Here is a 20787-nt window from a genome sequence, read left to right as displayed (position 1 = left end):
TGGCTCCCGGTTTTTTTATGCCCGCAATTCTTCCAGCGGCTTGGGTTTGCCTATCAGGTAGCCCTGCAGATAATCCACGCCGAAACGAAGCAGCATCTCCCGCTGCGCCGGTGTTTCGACGTATTCCGCTACGACGCACAGCGATTTCGTCTTCGCCAGATTACACATCGACTGCACGATCATCGCATCCATATCATCAGTACAAATGTCTTTAATAAAGCAGCCGTCAATTTTAATGATGTCCGCCTGCAGACGTCTGAGGCGCTCGTAGTTGGCGTAGCCGGTACCAAAATCATCAATGGCAATCCGGAAACCGTAATCCCGCAGCTGCTGAATATTGTGGATGCTGCAGCCTGAATTTGAGAAGGCCTGCTCTTCGGTAATCTCAATCACGACAGACTGAGGCGCAACGCCGTAGCGTTCAAAAAGCGAGCAAATTTCGGTCGCCACCTCTTTTTGCATCAGCGTGAGCGGCATCAGATTAACGGAGAAACGGGCGCCAGCCTGCGTTGAAGGGTGATCGCGCAGCCACAGCAGTAATTTCTCCATGACGCACATATCAAACCGGTGGCTGAGGTTGAACTGGGCAATCAACGGAATAAAGCGGTCAGGAGTGAAGATCTCTCCCTCGCTCTCCATACGCGCCAGAATTTCGTAGTAGCCGCTCCCGTCCGCCTTCTGGATCGGTTGCGCGTACAAATGGAACTGGCCCGCCTCCAGGGCATGCTTAATCCGCGCCAGCATCAGGACTCGCTCTGTCGTTTGCCCTGATGCCGCCTCGAGGCTATTCGTGAGCGCAAGCACGTTGTTTGTTGTTCCGCAGGATTGCTCGGCCAGCCAGCTCAGTTGCCCCAGCGTGTGGTGCAACTTTTCGCCGTTTTCCACCATTCCCCAGGACGCGCCAAATTCAATATCCAGCCCGGTGTTGTTCCAGAAAATCTTACGGCTGTTCAGCCGATCAACCATATGCTGAAGGCGCTCAGCGGTTCCCGGGCCCAGTAATACCAGCACAAGCTCGCTTCCAGGGAGCTGGAAGAGCGTCTCATCTTTTTGCAGGAGAGGCTGCAGCGACGTGGCGATCGTGCGTTTGCAGTGTACCCGCATCAGGATCCCATAGTGGCGACTCAAAAATTCCAGGTTATCCATACGCAGAATGCTCACTTTTGCATCCGGGTGAATCTCCAGATAATCTTCAAGCGCACGAATATTGGGCAATCCGGTCAGCGGATCGGTGAGCGCCCTCCCCTGCCAGCCCCGCTTAAGCCACTCGCTGCGCTGGTAAATACGCGACATGTAAAGCAGGCAGATCGCGAACGAGATAAGCACGGACAGAATAAAAGAGAGCGAATGGCCCGATTCCACCCCGTTAAGGAAGTTGTAGTTGTAGGTCAATAGCAGGAGCGCAGATACAGCCCAGAGCAGAGAAATCAACGCATAGGTCAGTCGGCTTATCGCTAAGGTAAAAAGAATAAAAATCAGCGGCATCAAATAGCCCGCAATGACGGGAGATTCAAAAGGACCACATAAAATGATGAGAATGAAACTTAAAAGCACCAGCCAGGCAAAAATATATAATGAATTCTTGTGAAAAAACACGGGCTTCACGCTTCGTTGCCAGAAACTCATTGCATAACGAGGATTAATTATCATTCTTAACGGGTAATAGAACATCATGGTAAAAATCAATGCCGCACATATCAGGCTTTGTATATCCACAACGTTATAAATTACCGTTCCTTCGCCGAAAAATGTCGAAATTGTCACCGGAAAATCAAACAAATAGCCTGCCAAATACATTGACAGCTTAATCCCTATTGGCACCATAAAACCGAGCCAGAATATCCGTAATCCGATGTGCTTGTTAGGGATGCAGTAACGCCAACGCTTACCCAGCATGATACGCAGAAGGCCGCACGCCGCGAACAACGCAAAGGTCTGACAGAACAGTAATACTAAATATTGTAGCGGTGCTAAATTTACATAGAATAAATTAGTGACAGTAAAACCTAACAAAATGGGAAGAATAGCCCTGCGTCCAAATAGCAGGATTACCGCCAGCATCACGCTTAAAGGTAACCATGCTAAATAAACGTCGTGACCATTAACAATTGCGCGGGGAGAGAGATAACGGGAGACAGGTACCGCAATCAGGCATAAAGCCAGAGCAATCATAAATATCTTTACATTATTGTAAGCTTTTCTATTCATTAACCTGGGCGTTATTTTCCGAGAGAATTATTGACCGGATGGATAATAGGTTTATTAATTGCGCGAATCAAGTTCAAGTCTATTTTTAGACTGGTTAATTGATGCCGATTGAGGTGAGGTACGGGAATACCTTCTTTTTGATAACAAAATGCGGGAGAGTGTGTTACAAACACATAAAAAAAACCCTCGTCTTTTGACGAGGGTTTACAATTTTGGTGGAGCTAAGCGGGATCGAACCGCTGACCTCTTGCATGCCATGCAAGCGCTCTCCCAGCTGAGCTATAGCCCCACATGTGACTTTACTGACCGCACTCTGTTGGGTTCAGAGTTTGGTGGAGCTAAGCGGGATCGAACCGCTGACCTCTTGCATGCCATGCAAGCGCTCTCCCAGCTGAGCTATAGCCCCATCGTAAAGCTGTCATGTTGACGGGCGGCATAATATGAATTCCGCCGCGGAGTGTCAACGGCAAAATCAATCCCAGCCATTCAATCGCCGAAAATTCATGCAAATGAATCACTTTGCGAGCCTGCTCGCAGTCAGGAGTTAAGCCTGTCACGTTTTCACGTAAAACGGTGCTATAAAATGAGCCGTTAATTAACCCCACTGATATTCAGGAAATTGCATGATCAAGGAACGAATGACGCCAGAAGAGTTAGCCCTCCTCACTGGCTATAGCCGCCAGACCATCAATAAATGGGTACGCAAAGAGGGTTGGATTACATCACCAAAACCAGGCGTCCAGGGCGGGAAAGCTCGCCTGGTACATGTGAACGAAAAAGTCCGTGACTTTATCCGCAGCGCACGTCGGGCAAGTGAAACGTCCGAACTGCCTGAAGGCGTCAGTCATGACAGTTCGCTTCACACGCTGCTCCTGACGTTGGCCAATGAAATGACGCCGGAAGAGCAGAAGCAGATGACATCACTGTTATTACGGGAAGGGATTACCGGCTTGTTGCAACGTTTAGGGATACGCGATCGGGACTGATATGAAAAGATTACGCAGCAAAATGACCACGGAAGAGCTGGCGGAGAGTTTGGGCGTTGCCAGACAAACGGTTAATCGCTGGATACGCCAGCAGGGGTGGAAAACTGAAGGGCTCAACGGCGTGAAAGGCGGTCGCGCGCGGCTCATTCATGTCGATGCGCGCGTGAAGGAACATATTATGAGCCTCCCGGCGATCCGTAACCATCAGGCGGTTTACCATCTCGCTGAGGTCACCGCGTCATACAGTGAACCCTCTTCAAACCTGTCTCCGGGCATTATTGAGACGCTGGAGAGTATGACTGCGTCAGAGCAGAAGCGTCTGGACGCGTTATTGAAACGAGAAGGCATTCACGGTTTTCTTACGCGGCTCGGTATCGCGGAAAAAGAGGCATAAAAAACGGCAGGGTAACCTGCCGTTTTTTATCTGGGGCCTAATTACTGCTGATTTTCACGTTCAGCGATAAAGTCCAGCGCCTTGTTAATGCGCGCCACGCTGCGTGACTTGCCGATCGCGTGAACCGTCACATCCAGCGCCGGAGACTGCCCCGCCCCGGTCACCGCAACGCGCAGTGGCATGCCGACTTTACCCATACCGACTTCCAGCTCGTCTGCCGTCGCCTGAATCGCTTGATGCACATTCTCAGCGGTCCACTCGGTAAGGGCCGCCAGCTTGTCGCGCACCACTTCCAGCGGCTGACGGGCAACCGGACGGAGGTGTTTCTTCGCGGCGTCCGCGTCGAACTCTTCAAACTCTTCATAGAAGTAGCGGCAGCTTTCGGCAATCTCTTTCAGCGTTTTGCAGCGCTCGCCGAGGAGTTTCACCAGGTCCGCCAGCTCAGGGCCAGTGCGGGTATCAATATTTGCCTGCTCAATATGCCACTGCAGATACGTCGCCACATATTCTGGCTGCATGGTGTTGATGTAGTGATGGTTCAGCCACAGGAGCTTATCGGTATTAAAGGCGCTCGCTGATTTGCTAACAGAGCTCAGAGAGAACAGTTCGATCATCTCTTCGCGACTGAAGATCTCCTGGTCACCGTGGGCCCAGCCCAGACGCACCAGATAGTTCAGCAGCGCTTCCGGCAGGTACCCGTCGTCGCGATACTGCATAACGCTTACCGCACCGTGACGTTTAGACAGTTTTTTCCCGTCATCGCCGTTGATCATGGAAACGTGCGCATAAACTGGCACAGGGGCGTTCAGCGCCTTCAGGATGTTGATCTGGCGCGGCGTATTGTTGATATGGTCTTCACCACGGACAACGTGGGTAATTTCCATATCCCAGTCGTCAACCACAACGCAGAAGTTATAGGTTGGGGAACCGTCGGTACGACGGATGATCAGATCGTCCAGCTCCTGGTTGCTGAATTCAATTGGGCCACGGATCTGGTCGTCAAAGATCACCGATCCCTCTTGCGGGTTAGCAAAACGCACCACGCAAGGCTCATCTGCAGCATGCTCGCTATGGTCGTGTCGGCAGCGGCCGTCATAACGCGGCTTTTCACCGTTAGCCATTTGCGCTTCACGCAGTTCATCCAGACGCTCTTTAGAGCAGTAGCATTTATACGCCGTGCCCGCGACCAGCATCTCATCAATGACAGCGTTATAGCGGTCAAAGCGTTTGGTCTGGAAATAAGGACCTTCATCCCATTCCAGATTCAGCCAGTTCATCCCATCCATAATGGCTTCAATTGCTTCTGGCGTGGAGCGCTCAAGATCGGTGTCTTCAATACGCAGCACGAACTCACCTTTGTTGTGGCGTGCGAAAAGCCAGGAATAGAGAGCGGTACGTGCACCACCGACGTGCAGATAGCCTGTCGGGCTCGGCGCGAAGCGAGTTTTGATTTTCATGAAATGGCCTTACGTTATAAAGATGCCGGTAATCGGCAAATCCTGGGGAAAAAACGATGGGCAATATTCTATCACTGTGGGGGGATTCCTCAATGTTGATCCCTTTATCGTGACCGAGTTTGCGATTTTTGTTTAGAAATCATGCGCCATTGCCCGTTTCGCGATCGTTTTGTTTAATTTTACGACGAACGAATAAAAACTTTAGAAAATGCGTTGACTCATTTTCAACTCTCCCTATAATGCGACTCCACACAGCGGGGGTGATTAGCTCAGTTGGTAGAGCATCTCCTTTACACGGAGGGGGTCGGCGGTTCGAGCCCGTCATCACCCACCATCTACTTCGGTAGACTCGCAGTGTAGATAAGAATTGAGATTGGGCGATTAGCTCAGTTGGTAGAGCATCTCCTTTACACGGAGGGGGTCGGCGGTTCGAGCCCGTCATCGCCCACCATTTCGGGTCGTTAGCTCAGTTGGTAGAGCAGTTGACTTTTAATCAATTGGTCGCAGGTTCGAATCCTGCACGACCCACCAATGTAAAAAAGCGCCCTAAAGGCGCTTTTTTGCTATCTGCAGTTTGTCTACTTTCGCCTTCCAGTACACTTTTACCGCATCAATAATACTGATTATGTATAGATGTAACTCCCTGCCAGATATGGCAGTTTTGCTCAAGCTAATCCCGTTGGTGTCGATACCTCTGTTTTATAACGCGAGGAAATACTATGACGACCATTCAGGCTTCAACCCAAATGATTCAAACCAGCAGCGGTGGGAGTGGTGCTTCTGGCAGCAACGACATCGCTTCCCAGATCAGCAGTATTATTGACAAGATCAATAAGCTGACTCAGCAGCTAAAAGAACTGGCGAACAACACCGGCAGCGCTGATGAGAAGAAGAAGCAGCAGGAGCTTATTCAGACCCAGATCAAAGTGCTGCAGGCGCAACTCGCCGCGCTGCAGCGCCAGCAGGCCGAAGAGGCCCAGAAGAAGCAGGATCTAAATCTGGGCAAGGTCGAAGGTGTGAATAACCCGTCAGGCGATCATCAGATCGATATCTACATCTAATCGTCTGATGCATTAAACAGTGGGTCGCGTATGCGGGCCTCGGTTAATCGCTGTGCCTGGATGCGCACCACTTCCCAGATGGCCTGCGCCGCCCCCGAGAGTGAACGATTTTTTCGCCGCACCAGCATCAGCTTTCGCTCAACAACGGGCGTTAATCGCCTGACGGCCAGTCGACTCCCCTGCGGCAGGGGAAGCGCCAGGGCGGGCAACACGCTGATGCCAATCCCTGCTTCCACCATGGGAAACAGCGTTGCCGGGTGCCCAATCTCCTGCACGATCGTTGCCTTTACGCCCTGATTCACCAGCGCGGAATCAATCAGCGGACGGCTGCCCGAGGCATAATCCTGTAAAACCAGGTTCGCGCCGGTCAGGGACTGCCAGCTGACTTCCGGCAACGTGGCCAGCGGGTCGTCGTCACGGCAGAGCAGCAAGAATGGCTCGGAAAGTACGCTTTCGCACGCCAGATCGCTCGCCTGGCCGGGATCGATAACAATACCAAAATCCACATCGCCCTGGCGGATGCTTTCCAGCACCCACTGCTGCGGCCTGTCATGCAGGACAAAATCAATGTCCGGGTAGCGATGATTTCCCTCGGCAATACACTGCGGGATAAGGTGCGCTGATATCGTCTGGCTGGCCGCGACGCGCACGGTCCCCGAAAGCTGCTGCCCCAGCCTCCCCACGTCTCTGAGCGTGCTGTTCAGCTCATCCAGCAATCGTTCAAGACGCAGGGCGAGCTGCTGCCCCGCTTCGGTCAGCACCACTTCACGCGTGGTGCGGTCAAGCAACTTCACCCCGGTCTGATTCTCCAGCTCTTTCACGCTGTGGCTGACCGCCGACTGGCTCAGGCCAATCGTCTCCCCTGCCCGGCTAAAGCTGCGGGCGTGGGCGACGGTGACGAAAATACGAAGCTGGCGTAAGGAGTAATTCATCTGTTTTATTCATGAATGGATGCAATAAATCAATTTTATTTCTCAAATGGAAAAAAGCACAATAGCGACATCTGTTTTCAGGAGTCATTATGAAACTATTTCGTATTGTTGATCCGTTTACGCTCACCCTGGTGGTTACCGTTTTACTGGCCTCGTTCTTCCCCGCCCGCGGGAGCTTTGTCCCGTTTTTTGAAGGGCTGACGACGGCCGCCATCGCGCTGCTGTTCTTTATGCATGGCGCAAAGCTCTCGCGCGAAGCGATTATTGCCGGCGGTAGCCACTGGCGGCTGCATCTCTGGGTGATGTGCAGCACGTTCATTCTGTTCCCAATCCTCGGAGTGCTGTTTGCCTGGTGGGCGCCGGTTAACGTCGACCCGGCGCTCTACACCGGTTTCCTGTATCTCTGTATTCTGCCGGCTACCGTACAGTCCGCCATTGCCTTTACCTCTCTCGCCGGAGGGAACGTTGCGGCCGCGGTCTGCTCGGCCTCGGCATCCAGCCTGCTTGGGATTTTCGTTTCCCCGCTGCTGGTGGGCCTGCTGATGAACATGCACGGCGCGGAAGGCAATCTCGAGCAGGTTGGAAAAATCTGCCTGCAGCTGCTGCTCCCGTTTGTCCTGGGACATCTATCCCGTCCATGGACCGGGGCGTTCGTGGCGAAGCACAAAAAATGGATCTCCAAAACCGACCAGTCATCGATTCTGCTGGTGGTCTATTCCGCCTTCAGCGAAGCGGTCGTGAACGGGATCTGGCATAAGGTAGGCGCAGGCTCGCTGCTGTTTATCGTGGTAGTCAGCCTCGTGCTGTTGGCGATTGTGATTGCGGTAAACGTCTTTGTGGCACGCAGGTGCGGCTTCAGCAAAGCGGATGAAATCACCATTGTCTTCTGCGGTTCGAAGAAAAGCCTGGCTAACGGTATCCCGATGGCCAATATTCTGTTCCCGACCTCGGTGATTGGGATGATGGTGCTGCCGCTGATGATTTTCCACCAGATCCAGCTGATGGTCTGCGCGGTGCTGGCGCGTCGCTACAAGCGCCAGACCGAAAAGCTGGCGCAGGAAGAGACCCGCGCCGCGAAGGCTTAAGGACGTTTCAGGGGCTGAACCAGCTGGGTCAGCCCCTCGGTTTTGATCAGTAACGTGATAGCCATCAGCTCGCCCAGTCGCCCTGCCGGGAATTCATCCTTGCGGGCAAACCACAGCAGATACTCCTCCGGCAAATCAATCAGCCTGCGGCCCTTGTATTTACCGAACGGCATCTCCGTATTGGCAATCTCAACGAGCTGTTCTTTCTCCACGTTACTCTCCTAACAGACGCATCATTTCCGCTTCGTCGATAACCTCAATGCCGAGCTCCTGGGCTTTCGCCAGCTTAGAGCCCGCCGCTTCCCCGGCGATCACCAGGTCGGTTTTCTTCGACACGCTGCCCGCCACTTTGGCCCCCAGCGCCACCAGGCGCGCTTTCGCATCGTCGCGTGAAAGCTGGCTCAGGCTGCCGGTCAGGACCACCGTTTTACCGGCGAACGGGCTGTCGATCTCTTCGGCGTTAACCACCACCGGCGCGGGCCACTTGATGCCCTCTTCCAGCAGCTTGCCGATGACTTCACGGTTGCTCTCTTCGGCGAAGAAGTTAAAGACGTGCGTGGCGACTACAATGCCAACGTCAGGGACTTTCTGCAGCTCGTCGATGCTTGCCTTTTCCAGCGCCTCCAGCGTACCAAAGTACGCCGCCAGGCCCGCCGCCGTCGCCTCACCCACTTCACGAATGCCCAGCGCATACAGGAAGCGGGCAAAGGTCGTCTCTTTGGCGGCTTCCAGCGCGTTAACCACATTCTGGGCTGACTTTGGCCCCATGCGATCCAGGCCGGTCAGTTTACCTGCCGTCAGTCTGAAGAGATCCGCTGGCGTGTGGACATACTCTTTCTCAACCAGCTGATCGATAATCTTGTCGCCCATGCCGTCGACGTCCATCGCCCGACGGGAGACGAAATGTTTCAGCGATTCTTTACGCTGCGCACCACAGATTAAGCCCCCCGTACAGCGCGCCACCGCTTCACCTTCCACACGCTCAACGTCGGAGCCGCACACCGGGCAGTGGGTCGGGAAGACGATCTCGCGCGTATCGGCAGGACGTTCTGACTCCACGACGTTAACCACCTGCGGGATAACGTCGCCGGCGCGGCGAATCACCACTTTGTCACCAATACGCAAGCCCAGACGTTCTATTTCATCGGCGTTATGCAGCGTGGCGTTACTCACCAGCACGCCCGCAACCTGCACGGGCTCCAGACGGGCGACCGGGGTAATCGCCCCTGTACGACCAACCTGGAACTCCACATCGCGAACGAAGGTCATCTGCTCCTGAGCAGGGAACTTAAACGCCACCGCCCAGCGGGGCGCGCGAGCAACAAAGCCCAGCTGCTCCTGCAGCGCCAGTGAATTCACCTTGATGACGACGCCATCTATATCAAAACCGAGCGTAGGACGGTCCTCTTCCACCTTGTGGTAGAACGCCAGCACCGCTTCCGGCGAGTCGCAGAGCTGAACGCGGTTGCTCACCGGCAGGCCCCACGCTTTAAACTGCAGCAGACGTCCCAGGTGCGTATCCGGCAGCTCGCCGCCCTCCAGAATACCGACGCCGTAGCAGAAGAAAGTTAGCGGTCGCTTCGCTGTAATACGCGGGTCAAGCTGGCGCAGAGAGCCTGCCGCCGCATTACGCGGGTTAGCAAACACCTTACCGCCCGTGCGACGCGCCTCTTCGTTAATTTTCTCGAAGCCCGCCTGGGGCAGGAACACCTCGCCGCGCACTTCCAGACGCGCGGGAATGTTGTCACCCTGCAGCTTCAGCGGGATCGCGCGGATGGTACGCACGTTGGTAGTGATGTCTTCGCCCGTCGTACCGTCGCCACGCGTTGCGGCACGCACCAGCACGCCGTTTTCATAGAGAAGGCTGACCGCCAGGCCATCCAGCTTGAGCTCGCAGCACCAGGTGAGGGAGTCGCTGCTTTTCAGGCGATCCTGCACGCGCTTGTTAAACGCAAGGAAGCTCTCTTCATCGAAGACGTTATCCAGCGACAGCATCGGCACCTCATGGCGCACCTGGCTGAAAGCGCCCAGCGGCTCAGCGCCGACGCGCTGGGTGGGGGAATCCGGCGTGATAAGCTCCGGATGCTGCGCCTCTAGTTCGCGCAGCTCGCGCATCAGGCGGTCATATTCGGCATCCGGTACTTCCGGCGCGTCCATAACATGATAGAGGTATTCATGATGGCGAAGCGTGGTTCGCAGTTCAGTGAGTTGTTGTTCGATTGAGTCCATATCGCACCATCAATGAGAAAAAACCCCCGACAGGCGGGGGTTGAGGAGGAGTCGAAGTAAACGCAACGATTACGCGTTAGCTTCCTTAACTTCGCGGATGCGGTCCTGATACTCGCGCAGCTTCTGCGGGGTCATCATTCGACGCTGATCGTCGAGCACCACACCGCCGACTTCGTCAGCAATGTGCTGAGCGGACTGCAGCATCAGCTTAAAGTTTTGCAGTTCGTCGCCGTAAGAAGGCACCTGCATAAAGATAGTGACGCCCGGGGTCACGAAATCACCGGTCATTTCCGGATCAAAGGTGCCAGGGTTAACCATGTTGGCCAGGCTGAACAGCGCCGGACCGCTACCGTCAGGGCTCAGATGGCGATGGAAAATGTTCATATCGCCAAACTTGAATCCTGCCTGTTGAATACTGTTGAGCAACACGTCACCGTTGAGATGGCTGCCGTGATGCGCGGCCACGTTCATGATGATCACCGCTTCTTTACGCTGCGGTTTTTCAACAACCGGCTCTGGCTCTACAACGGGCTCAGGCTCAACGTGCGGGGCCGGAGCAGGCTGAGGCGCAGGCTGTACGTGAACAGGCTGCTGCGGTTGTTGTACCGGCTGAGCAGGCTGTTGCGGCACGGGCTGCTGCACCGGTTGCTGTTGAACCGGCTGTGGCGCTGCAGGCTGCTGATAAACAGGCTGTTGCGGCGGCTGGCGCACCGGCTCTTCCACTGGCTGCGGCGCTGGCTGGCGCGGCTGTGCAGAAGCATACGGCGGTTGATACTGGTGCTGCGAAGGACGAGGCGCTTCATGCTCCCCATGGCCTGCGCCGGGCGCAGTATTGACCCGATGAACACGAACTTCACCCACGCCGTCGTCGTCGCTGCCGTCGATGTCATCTTCACTGTCATCGTCGTCACGACTGGACTTCATGCGCTTCAGTGGGCGATCGCGAAACATCGAGGAACGCTCTTTACGGCTGGTCCAGAAACCATGTACCAGTAAAGCGATTATGGCGATCGCGCCAACAATGATTAATATCAGACGCAAATCCTGCATCATTATATTCTCTGTTGTTCTAACACCTTGCCACCACGGCAAACATTTACTCACTAAGAGTATTTGCCGTTTACGTCAAGTGCAAGTGTGTGCAGAGCATTCACAGCATAAAGATGAAGGAAATCGTGCTTTTTGCTGGTTTTTCGAACATTTCCGAACTGGTCATTGCTCCATAAGTGGATAATATAGGCGGGCAATTCCACTGGTTGTGTAAAAAGGAGTACAGCCTGGCTATGGTTTCAACATCTTCTTCTCCCCCGCGCAGCGGCGTCTGGTATTTTTCTCAGGGCTGGAAACTGGTCTCCCTGCCGGGGATTCGACGCTTCGTCATTCTGCCGCTGTTGATCAACATTATTCTGATGGGCGGCGCGTTCTGGTGGCTGTTCACAAAGCTGGAGAGCTGGATCCCGTCGCTGATGAGTTACGTGCCGGACTGGCTGCAGTGGCTTAACTACCTACTCTGGCCGGTAGCGGTGATCTCCGTGCTGCTGGTGTTTGGATACTTCTTTTCGACGATTGCCAACTGGATAGCCGCGCCGTTTAACGGTCTGCTGGCGGAACAGCTTGAAGCGCGGCTTACCGGCGCGACGCCGCCGGACACGGGCGTGCTGGGGATCATGAAAGACCTGCCACGCATCATGAAGCGCGAGTGGCAGAAGTTTGCCTGGTACCTGCCCCGCGCGGTCGTGCTGCTTATCCTTTATTTTGTGCCAGGCATCGGCCAGACGGTGGCGCCGGTGCTGTGGTTCCTGTTCAGTGCCTGGATGCTGGCTATTCAATACTGCGATTATCCGTTCGATAACCACAAGGTGCCGTTTAAAGAGATGCGCACCGCCCTGCGCAGCCAGAAGGTCGCCAATATGCAGTTTGGCGCACTGACCAGCCTGTTCACCATGATTCCCTTCCTGAATCTGTTCATCATGCCCGTCGCCGTCTGTGGCGCGACGGCGATGTGGGTCGACTGCTACCGTGCTAAGCACGCGTTATGGAAATAATGCAAAAATGTGTAAAGCAGGGGTGGCTTATGCCGCCCCTTATTCCATACTGATCCCCATTATTTCCTTGCAGTATATAGATATGCGAATTCCTTACTTCCCCCTACCTGCTTAGCAGGTATGCTGGGTCGGTATCCCAATTTCATACAGTTAAGGACAGGCCATGAGTAAGATTTATGAAGACAACTCGCTGACTATCGGTCATACGCCCCTGGTTCGACTGAACCGTATCGGTAATGGACGCATTCTGGCGAAGGTCGAATCACGTAACCCGAGCTTCAGCGTAAAATGCCGTATCGGTGCAAACATGATTTGGGATGCTGAAAAACGTGGCGTACTGAAGCCTGGCGTTGAGCTGGTGGAACCGACCAGCGGTAATACCGGTATCGCTCTGGCCTATGTGGCTGCCGCGCGTGGCTACAAGCTGACGCTGACCATGCCAGAAACCATGAGCATCGAGCGTCGTAAGCTGCTCAAAGCGCTGGGCGCAAACCTGGTGCTGACCGAGGGCGCGAAGGGCATGAAGGGCGCCATTCAGAAAGCTGAAGAGATTGTGGCCAGCGATCCGGCGAAATATCTGCTGCTGCAGCAGTTCAGCAACCCGGCTAACCCGGAAATTCACGAGAAGACCACCGGTCCGGAAATCTGGGAAGATACCGACGGCCAGGTTGACGTCTTTATCTCCGGCGTGGGTACCGGCGGTACGCTGACCGGCGTGTCACGCTATATTAAAGGCACAAAAGGTAAAAAAGACCTGATCACCGTTGCCGTTGAGCCAACAGACTCACCGGTTATCACCCAGGCTCTGGCGGGTGAAGAGCTTAAACCAGGCCCGCATAAAATTCAGGGTATTGGCGCAGGCTTCATTCCGGGCAACCTGGATCTGAAGCTGATCGATAAAGTGGTGACCATCACTAACGAAGAAGCCATCTCTACCGCACGTCGCCTGATGGATGAAGAAGGCATTCTGGCGGGTATTTCTTCCGGTGCGGCCGTTGCGGCAGCGCTCAAGCTTCTGGAAGATGAAGCCTTTACCAACAAGAATATTGTGGTTATCCTTCCTTCTTCGGGCGAGCGTTACCTGAGCACCGCACTGTTTGCCGATCTGTTTACCGAAAAAGAACTGCAACAGTAGTGCCAGCATGTTAATAACGCGTAAAAAAGCACCTTTTCAGGTGCTTTTTTGTGGCCTGCTTCAAACTTTTACCCCTCCTGGCATTGCTTCACCCCGTTGGGTCTGGTATTTAAACCAGCAATTATTTTGATGCGTGAAATTAATCGGTGAATGAAATAGCCTTGCTGAATCGATTTTATGATTTGGTTCAAGTCTTGCTTTCGCTGCATAATGTTTAATGACGATCGAAACGTCAGCGCTAACAATACAGGCTAAAGTTCAGTCGCCAGGCTAGACTTTAGTTCCACAACACTAAACCTATAAGTTGGGGAAATACAATGTTCCAGCAAGAAGTTACCATTACCGCTCCGAACGGTCTGCACACCCGCCCTGCTGCTCAGTTTGTTAAAGAAGCAAAAGGCTTCACTTCTGAAATCACTGTGACTTCCAACGGCAAAAGCGCGAGCGCAAAAAGCCTGTTCAAACTGCAGACTCTGGGCCTGACTCAGGGCACCGTTGTCACCATCTCTGCAGAAGGTGAAGACGAGCAGAAAGCAGTTGAGCATCTGGTAAAACTGATGGCTGAGCTCGAGTAAGTTTCCGGGTTCTTTTAAATATCAGTCACAAGTAAGGTAGGGTTATGATTTCAGGCATTTTAGCATCCCCGGGTATCGCTTTCGGCAAAGCACTGCTGCTGAAAGAAGACGAGATCGTCATCGACCGGAAAAAAATTTCTGCCGACAAGGTTGATCAGGAAGTTGAACGTTTTCTGAGCGGTCGTGCCAAGGCATCTGCGCAACTGGAAGCAATCAAAACTAAAGCTGGCGAAACTTTCGGTGAAGAAAAAGAAGCCATCTTCGAAGGGCACATCATGCTGCTCGAAGATGAGGAGCTGGAGCAGGAAATCATAGCCCTGATTAAAGATAAAGGCATGACGGCCGACGCGGCTGCACATGAAGTTATCGAAGGTCAGGCAACTGCCCTGGAAGAACTGGATGATGAATATCTGAAAGAGCGTGCGGCTGACGTACGTGACATCGGTAAGCGCCTGCTGCGCAACATCCTGGGTCTGGCCATTATCGACCTGAGCGCGATTCAGGATGAAGTCATCCTGGTTGCCGCTGACCTCACCCCGTCTGAAACCGCACAGCTGAACCTGAAAAAGGTCCTCGGTTTCATCACCGACGCGGGTGGCCGTACCTCCCACACCTCTATCATGGCGCGCTCTCTGGAACTGCCTGCCATCGTGGGTACCGGTAGCGTCACCTCTCAGGTGAAAAACGGCGACTATCTGATTCTGGATGCCGTAAACAATCTGGTTTACGTCAATCCAACCAATGAAGAGATCGATAAACTGCGCGCGGTTCAGGAGCAGGTTGCGACTGAAAAAGCGGAACTCGCTAAGCTGAAAGACCTGCCAGCCATCACCCTGGACGGCCATCAGGTAGAAGTGTGCGCAAACATCGGTACCGTCCGCGACGTTGATGGCGCTGAGCGCAACGGTGCGGAAGGCGTCGGTCTCTATCGTACAGAATTCCTGTTCATGGACCGCGACGCGCTGCCAACGGAAGAAGAGCAGTTTGCTGCCTATAAAGCCGTGGCTGAAGCCTGTGGCTCTCAGGCGGTTATCGTCCGTACCATGGACATCGGTGGCGACAAAGAGCTGCCGTACATGAACTTCCCGAAAGAAGAGAACCCGTTCCTGGGCTGGCGTGCAATCCGTATCGCGATGGATCGTAAAGAGATCCTGCGTGACCAGGTTCGCGCGATCCTGCGTGCCTCTGCGTTCGGTAAACTGCGCATCATGTTCCCGATGATCATCTCTGTTGAAGAAGTGCGTGCACTGAAGAAAGAGATCGAAATCTACAAACAGGAACTGCGCGACGAAGGTAAAGCGTTTGACGAGTCAATCGAGATCGGCGTGATGGTGGAAACACCTGCGGCGGCGACCATTGCGCGTCATTTAGCCAAAGAAGTTGATTTCTTTAGTATCGGTACCAATGATTTAACGCAGTACACCCTGGCAGTTGACCGTGGTAATGATATGATTTCACATCTCTACCAACCAATGTCACCGTCCGTACTGAACTTGATCAAGCAAGTTATTGATGCTTCTCATGCAGAAGGTAAATGGACTGGCATGTGTGGTGAGCTTGCAGGCGACGAACGTGCTACACTTCTGTTGCTGGGTATGGGTCTGGACGAATTCTCTATGAGCGCCATTTCCATCCCGCGCATTAAGAAGATTATCCGTAACACGAACTTCGAAGATGCGAAGGTGTTAGCAGAGCAGGCTCTTGCTCAACCGACAACGGACGAGTTAATGACGCTGGTTAACAAGTTCATTGAAGAAAAAACAATCTGCTAATCCACGAGATGCGGCCCAAATTACTGCTTAGGAGAAGATCATGGGTTTGTTCGATAAACTGAAATCTCTGGTTTCTGATGATAAGAAAGACTCCGGAACTATTGAGATTGTTGCTCCGCTCTCCGGCGAGATCGTCAACATCGAAGACGTGCCGGATGTAGTGTTTGCTGAGAAAATCGTTGGTGATGGCATTGCTATCAAACCAACTGGCAACAAAATGGTTGCTCCAGTTGACGGCACCATCGGTAAAATTTTTGAAACCAACCATGCGTTCTCTATCGAATCTGATAGCGGTATCGAACTGTTCGTTCACTTCGGTATCGACACCGTTGAACTGAAAGGCGAAGGCTTCAAACGTATCGCGGAAGAAGGCCAGCGTGTTAAAGTTGGCGACCCGGTAATTGAATTCGATCTGCCACTGCTGGAAGAAAAAGCCAAGTCTACCCTGACGCCGGTTGTTATCTCCAACATGGACGAAATCAAAGAACTGATCAAACTGTCTGGCAGCGTCACCGTGGGTGAAACCCCGGTTATCCGCATCAAGAAGTAATTCTTGCCGCACAGAAAAATGGCGCCTTCGGGCGCCATTTTTGTTTATGCCGGGAGGATAAGCTCGTCGTAGCCTTTCGACTGGGTATAAAGCATCACGTCGGTCACCCGATCGCCGGCCATGTGAATGGCATCAGCAACGGTTTTCCCCTCAACAATTCCGCTCACCAGCTCTGAACAGAACAGGTCGCCCGTCCCTTTCAGATCGGTTTCTACGCGCGGATGCGCGCTGACGGTCACGCCTTCATTCGTCACCAGCACCACGTGGATGTTTTCCGGGTCATCGGCCACCGGTGCGCTGGTGATCGCCACCCATTTCAGGCTATCTGAGAGCAGTCCCTGCGCCGCAGCGATGGCGCTTTCCGGCGTACGGCACGGTTTGCCGCTTAACACTTCCAGTTCATAGACGTTTGGCGTAATCCCCTGCGCCAGCGGCAGCAGATGCTCCCGATACGCCTGCGGGATTTCGGGCTTCACGTACATACCGCTGTCGATATCGCCGATAACCGGGTCGACCAGCACGAGCAGGTCAGGATGCTGCGCTTTGACCGCCTTCAACCACTGCGCCAGCAGGACGATCTGGCTGGCGCTGCCCATATAGCCGGTAGTCACCGCCTTAAGCTCGCGCAGGATCTCGCGCTCTTCCAGCGCCTTAAGATAACCGCTGAACCACTCGTCGGGGATCACGCCGCCGTAGAAGGTGTCATAGTGCGGCGTGTTGCTAAACAGCACCGTCGGCACGGCGGTGACGTTCAGCCTGTGGGTACGAATATTCGGTACCGCAATGCTGTTCCCCACGCTGCCGTAAACCACCTGCGACTGAACCGCGACAATATCGGTTTGCTGCGCCCGGGTGTTATCCCGGAATAAAATCATCTCCATGACGCTTAAATCCCCGCCCCCTGCGAATAACTCTCTTCACCAAAGACGCCGGTAGACAGGTAACGATCGCCGCGATCGCAGATAATCGCCACGACAACCGCGCCAGGGTTTTCATTTGCAACGCGGATTGCCCCTGCTACAGCACCACCCGAACTGACCCCACAGAATATGCCTTCACGCACGGCCAGCTCACGCATGGTATTCTCCGCCTCGCGCTGATGAATATCCAGCACCCGATCCACCAGCTGCGCATTAAAGATGCCCGGCATATATTCCGCCGGCCAGCGGCGAATGCCCGGAATGCTGCTCCCCTCTTCCGGCTGCAGGCCAACGATGGTGACGGCTTTTTCCTGCTCGCGCAGAAAACGCGATACCCCGGTAATGGTGCCGGTGGTGCCCATGCTGGAGACAAAATGGGTGATACGCCCGTCGGTCTGCTGCCAGATTTCAGGGCCGGTGGTGGTGTAGTGCGCGTACGGGTTGTCCGGGTTATTGAACTGATCCAGCAGCTTACCTTCGCCGCGCTCGGCCATCTCCAGCGCTAAGTCGCGTGCGCCTTCCATCCCCTGCTCTTTGGTCACCAGAATCAGCTCTGCCCCGTAGGCACGCATCGCGGCACGGCGCTCCTGGCTCATGTTGTCCGGCATCAGCAGCTTCATGCGGTAGCCTTTCAGCGCCGCAATCATCGCCAGGGCGATACCGGTGTTGCCGCTGGTAGCCTCAATCAGCACGTCTCCTGGCTTAATTTCTCCGCGTTTTTCGGCCTGGACAATCATCGACAGCGCCGCACGGTCTTTTACCGATCCCGCCGGGTTATTGCCTTCGAGTTTGACCCAGATTTCGCTGCCGTTGTTCGGCCCCATGCGCTGAAGTTTGACCAGAGGAGTGTTGCCGATGGTGTGTTCGAGTGTATTCACGATTTTTGCTCAATAAAAAGCCCGGTAAGCATTACGCCACCGGGCGAAAAACATACGCATTAACCTATCAGGCTGACTCCGCCAGAGCAATATCCTCGCGCGTCTCAATACGCTCCTTCCCGTGATAAATACGGGCATGCTGCAGCCCGACAAACAGACGCTCGCCCCGGTGCGGCGGCACGTCGTCGCGCATGACCACGGTCAGCGGCTCGGTATACCAGCCCAGCGGCTGTACCACCAATTGGGTGTAGTGACCTTTAGGGCTAGCTTCCAGGACCTGCACCGGCAGCGGTGAATCCAGGCTGGTTCGGCGACTCACGTCCACTTCCCACGGACGCAGGAACAGATCGACCGGCCCCTGATGCGCGGAGGTATAGCCCAGCGGCCAGCGATGCGCGCCAACGTGGAACTGGCCGCCGCGAATAGTGCCCTGCAGACGGTTCACTTCGCCCATAAACTCCAGCACGAAGCGGGTCGCCGGTTCACGCCACAGCTGTTCAGGCTCGTCAACCTGCTCAATGTTGCCCTGGCTCATGACCACCACGCGATCCGCAACTTCCATCGCCTCTTCCTGGTCGTGGGTCACGAAGACGCTGGTGAATTTCAGCTCCTCATGCAGCTGACGCAGCCAGCGACGCAGCTCTTTACGCACCTGCGCATCCAGCGCGCCGAAGGGTTCATCCAGCAGCAGAATTTGCGGCTCAACGGCCAGCGCGCGCGCCAGCGCCACGCGCTGTTTCTGCCCGCCGGACAGCTGGGCCGGGAAACGGTCCGCCAGATGCGCCAGCTGCACCATCTCCAGCAGTTTTGTCACTTTCGCTTTAATGGTTGCCGCATCCGGGCGCTCGCGACGCGGCAGCACGGTCAGGCCAAACGCGATGTTATCGAACACGGTCATGTGGCGGAACAGCGCGTAATGCTGGAATACAAAACCTACTTTACGATCGCGGGCGTGCAGGCGGCTCACGTCGGTGCCGTGGAAGCGGATGTGCCCGCTGGTCTGATGCTCAAGCCCGGCGATAATACGCAGCAGCGTGGTTTTGCCCGAGCCGGACGGCCCCAGCAGCGCCACCATTTGTCCGGAAGGGATATCCAGCGAGATATCATTCAGCACCTGGGTGCGACCAAAAGACTTCTTAATATTGGCAATCTCAATGCTCATGATTTCCCTCCTGATGCTGACGTTTTTCCTGATTTTCTAAACGCCACTGCACCACACTCTTCAAAAACAGGGTCAAAATGGCCATCAGCGTCAGCAACGCTGCGGCAGTAAACGAGCCGATGGTGTTGTAGTCCTGCTGCAGCAGCTCAATCTGGAGCGGCAGCGACAGGGTTTCACCCCGGATGGAGCCGGAGACGACGGACACGGCACCAAACTCACCAATCGCACGGGCGTTGGTCAGCACCACGCCGTAAAGCAGCGCCCAGCGAATGTTCGGCAGCGTCACGCGACGGAACATCTGCCAGCCTGACGCGCCCAGCAGTACCGCCGCTTCGTCTTCGTTGCTCCCCTGGCTTAACATCACCGGCACCAGCTCACGCACCACAAACGGACAGGTCACGAAGATGGTGACCAGCACCATGCCCGGCCAGGCGAACATGATTTGCAGGTTATGCTCGTCCAGCCAGCCGCCCAGCGGACCGTTGGAGCCGTAAAAGAGCAGGTACACCAGACCCGCCACCACCGGCGATACGGCGAAAGGAATATCCAGCAGGGTCAGCAGCAGCTGACGTCCCGGAAAGTTGAAGCGCGTCACCAGCCAGGCCAACAGGGTACCGAACACGAGGTTCACCGGCACGGTGATCAACGCAATCAGCACGGTCAGCCAGATGGCATGCAGCATATCCGGGTTCGCCAGGTTTTCCAGCGCGGGCATCAGGCCCTTGCTGAACGCCTGAACGAAGATATAGATCGTCGGCACGACGAGAATGAGGGCGGAAACCAGCACGCCCGCCCCAATCAGAAACCATTTGCCCCAGTTAATACGGGGTGCATCGTATCGCTTCAATTGCGTAACTTCCGCCATCAGTGACCTACCACACGTCGACCAAAGCGACTTTGCAGAGTGTTAATCGAGTACAGCAGCAGCAGCGAGGCCGCCAGGATCACCGAAGCAATCGCGCTCGCCGCCGGATAATCAAACTCCTGCAAACGGATGAAAATCATCAGCGAGGTGACTTCTGTTTTCCAGGCGATGTTCCCGGCGATAAAAATCACCGCGCCAAACTCACCTAGGCTGCGGGTAAACGACAGCGCGACGCCCGCCATCAGCGCCGGTGACAGTTCAGGCAAAACCACCTTGCGGAAGCTCTGCCAGCGCGTGGCGCCCAGCGTTTCCGCCGCTTCTTCGTATTCCGGACCTAACTCTTCCAGCACTGGCTGCACGGTACGGACCACAAACGGGATGCTGGTAAAGGCCATCGCCACCGCGATACCGAGCCAGGTGTAGGTCACTTTGATGTCAAATTTCGCCAGCCACTCGCCGTACAGCCCGTTCACGGAGAAAAGCGACGCGAGGGTTAAGCCCGCCACCGCCGTCGGCAGCGCAAACGGCAGATC

20 protein-coding genes and 5 tRNA genes are annotated in these 20787 nt (G+C 54.7%); 12 read left to right on the top strand and 13 right to left on the bottom strand.

The annotated features are described in order from the left end of the window. Positions 1–15 precede the first annotated feature (15 nt). The 3 genes from NUX24_RS07110 to NUX24_RS07100 all read right to left on the bottom strand — a co-directional run bounded on the left by NUX24_RS07110 (position 16) and on the right by NUX24_RS07100 (position 2614). Positions 16–2208 carry a sensor domain-containing phosphodiesterase gene (locus NUX24_RS07110; protein WP_257830551.1) on the bottom strand — a complete coding sequence of 731 codons (2193 nt, stop codon included), beginning with the start codon at positions 2206–2208 and terminating at the stop codon, positions 16–18. Between the two features lie 213 nt (positions 2209–2421). After that, positions 2422–2497: transfer RNA gene (locus NUX24_RS07105), tRNA-Ala, on the bottom strand. A 41-nt stretch (positions 2498–2538) separates the two neighbouring features. Then, a tRNA-Ala gene (locus tag NUX24_RS07100) sits at positions 2539–2614 on the bottom strand. Positions 2615–2831: 217 nt separating this feature from the next. Here NUX24_RS07100 and NUX24_RS07095 point away from each other — a divergent pair. Then, a complete protein-coding gene (locus NUX24_RS07095) occupies positions 2832–3194 on the top strand; it encodes a YfeC-like transcriptional regulator (RefSeq protein WP_257830549.1) in 363 nt (120 codons plus the stop codon). A 1-nt stretch (position 3195) separates the two neighbouring features. Further along, positions 3196–3588, top strand: a complete 393-nt coding sequence (locus NUX24_RS07090; protein ID WP_257830547.1) for a YfeC-like transcriptional regulator — start codon at positions 3196–3198, stop codon at positions 3586–3588. Positions 3589–3629: 41 nt separating this feature from the next. On the opposite strand, the gene gltX is transcribed toward NUX24_RS07090, so the two are convergent. Further along, positions 3630–5045 (bottom strand): glutamate--tRNA ligase, encoded by a 1416-nt coding sequence (gene gltX, locus NUX24_RS07085; RefSeq protein ID WP_126329894.1) that lies wholly within the window; start codon positions 5043–5045, stop codon positions 3630–3632. A 258-nt stretch (positions 5046–5303) separates the two neighbouring features. On the opposite strand from gltX, the gene NUX24_RS07080 reads away from it, so the two are divergent. From NUX24_RS07080 to NUX24_RS07065, 4 genes are all read left to right on the top strand, one after another. Next, a tRNA-Val gene (locus tag NUX24_RS07080) sits at positions 5304–5379 on the top strand. Positions 5380–5420: 41 nt separating this feature from the next. Then, positions 5421–5496 (top strand) — tRNA-Val (locus NUX24_RS07075). A gap of 4 nt (positions 5497–5500) precedes the next feature. Further along, a tRNA-Lys gene (locus NUX24_RS07070) sits at positions 5501–5576 on the top strand. A gap of 188 nt (positions 5577–5764) precedes the next feature. Continuing rightward, positions 5765–6106, top strand: coding sequence for a FlxA-like family protein (locus tag NUX24_RS07065; RefSeq protein ID WP_257830543.1), 342 nt, complete (start codon positions 5765–5767; stop codon positions 6104–6106). On the opposite strand, the gene NUX24_RS07060 is transcribed toward NUX24_RS07065, so the two are convergent. After that, complete coding sequence (locus NUX24_RS07060; protein ID WP_047652627.1) at positions 6103–7038, bottom strand: LysR family transcriptional regulator; 936 nt, start codon at positions 7036–7038, stop codon at positions 6103–6105. The two genes, NUX24_RS07065 and NUX24_RS07060, sit on opposite strands and share 4 nt — an antisense overlap. Positions 7039–7127: 89 nt before the next feature. Between NUX24_RS07060 and NUX24_RS07055 the strand changes: the two genes are divergently transcribed. After that, entirely contained in the window at positions 7128–8123 is a 996-nt protein-coding gene (locus NUX24_RS07055; protein ID WP_257830540.1) for a bile acid:sodium symporter family protein, read from the top strand. Here the strand turns inward: NUX24_RS07055 and NUX24_RS07050 are convergent. From NUX24_RS07050 to zipA, 3 genes are all read right to left on the bottom strand, one after another. Beyond that, positions 8120–8335, bottom strand: coding sequence for a DUF3820 family protein (locus NUX24_RS07050; protein ID WP_003861328.1), 216 nt, complete (start codon positions 8333–8335; stop codon positions 8120–8122). The two genes, NUX24_RS07055 and NUX24_RS07050, sit on opposite strands and share 4 nt — an antisense overlap. Before the next feature lies 1 nt (position 8336). Then, positions 8337–10352: an NAD-dependent DNA ligase LigA gene (gene ligA / locus NUX24_RS07045; protein WP_059446258.1), complete on the bottom strand. Its 2016-nt coding sequence runs from the start codon at positions 10350–10352 to the stop codon at positions 8337–8339. Positions 10353–10421: 69 nt separating this feature from the next. Then, positions 10422–11405: a cell division protein ZipA gene (gene zipA / locus NUX24_RS07040; RefSeq protein ID WP_047652629.1), complete on the bottom strand. Its 984-nt coding sequence runs from the start codon at positions 11403–11405 to the stop codon at positions 10422–10424. 230 nt (positions 11406–11635) lie between these two features. On the opposite strand from zipA, the gene cysZ reads away from it, so the two are divergent. The 5 genes from cysZ to crr all read left to right on the top strand — a co-directional run bounded on the left by cysZ (position 11636) and on the right by crr (position 16429). Next, positions 11636–12397: a sulfate transporter CysZ gene (gene cysZ, locus NUX24_RS07035; RefSeq protein ID WP_039263698.1), complete on the top strand. Its 762-nt coding sequence runs from the start codon at positions 11636–11638 to the stop codon at positions 12395–12397. A gap of 163 nt (positions 12398–12560) precedes the next feature. After that, a complete protein-coding gene (cysK, locus tag NUX24_RS07030) occupies positions 12561–13532 on the top strand; it encodes a cysteine synthase A (protein WP_257830535.1) in 972 nt (323 codons plus the stop codon). A 317-nt stretch (positions 13533–13849) separates the two neighbouring features. Continuing rightward, a complete protein-coding gene (gene ptsH, locus NUX24_RS07025) occupies positions 13850–14107 on the top strand; it encodes a phosphocarrier protein Hpr (RefSeq protein ID WP_000487600.1) in 258 nt (85 codons plus the stop codon). A 44-nt stretch (positions 14108–14151) separates the two neighbouring features. Then, positions 14152–15879, top strand: a complete 1728-nt coding sequence (gene ptsI / locus NUX24_RS07020; protein WP_023332954.1) for a phosphoenolpyruvate-protein phosphotransferase PtsI — start codon at positions 14152–14154, stop codon at positions 15877–15879. Between the two features lie 40 nt (positions 15880–15919). Next, on the top strand, positions 15920–16429 hold the full coding sequence (crr, locus tag NUX24_RS07015) for a PTS glucose transporter subunit IIA (RefSeq protein ID WP_003861316.1): 510 nt from the start codon (positions 15920–15922) through the stop codon (positions 16427–16429). A 44-nt stretch (positions 16430–16473) separates the two neighbouring features. Here the strand turns inward: crr and pdxK are convergent, their stop codons facing one another. From pdxK to cysT, 5 genes are all read right to left on the bottom strand, one after another. Next, a complete protein-coding gene (pdxK, locus tag NUX24_RS07010) occupies positions 16474–17310 on the bottom strand; it encodes a pyridoxine/pyridoxal/pyridoxamine kinase (protein ID WP_257830529.1) in 837 nt (278 codons plus the stop codon). A 5-nt stretch (positions 17311–17315) separates the two neighbouring features. Next, entirely contained in the window at positions 17316–18227 is a 912-nt protein-coding gene (gene cysM / locus NUX24_RS07005) for a cysteine synthase CysM (RefSeq protein WP_257830527.1), read from the bottom strand. Between the two features lie 67 nt (positions 18228–18294). Then, a complete protein-coding gene (gene cysA, locus NUX24_RS07000; protein ID WP_008501607.1) occupies positions 18295–19389 on the bottom strand; it encodes a sulfate/thiosulfate ABC transporter ATP-binding protein CysA in 1095 nt (364 codons plus the stop codon). Continuing rightward, complete coding sequence (gene cysW / locus NUX24_RS06995) at positions 19379–20254, bottom strand: sulfate/thiosulfate ABC transporter permease CysW (protein WP_028016163.1); 876 nt, start codon at positions 20252–20254, stop codon at positions 19379–19381. Before cysW ends, cysA begins: the two co-directional genes overlap by 11 nt. Continuing rightward, positions 20254–20787, bottom strand: a 534-nt coding sequence (gene cysT, locus NUX24_RS06990; RefSeq protein WP_257830522.1) for a sulfate ABC transporter permease subunit CysT, incomplete at its 5' end; no start/stop codon positions are given. The genes cysT and cysW, both read right to left, overlap by 1 nt.

This window comes from Enterobacter sp. HG048 (genome assembly GCF_024702055.1).
GTDB lineage: Bacteria > Pseudomonadota > Gammaproteobacteria > Enterobacterales > Enterobacteriaceae > Enterobacter > Enterobacter dykesii.
Note: the sequence above shows the minus strand (reverse complement) of the source record. Positions and strands in the feature narration are given on the sequence as shown.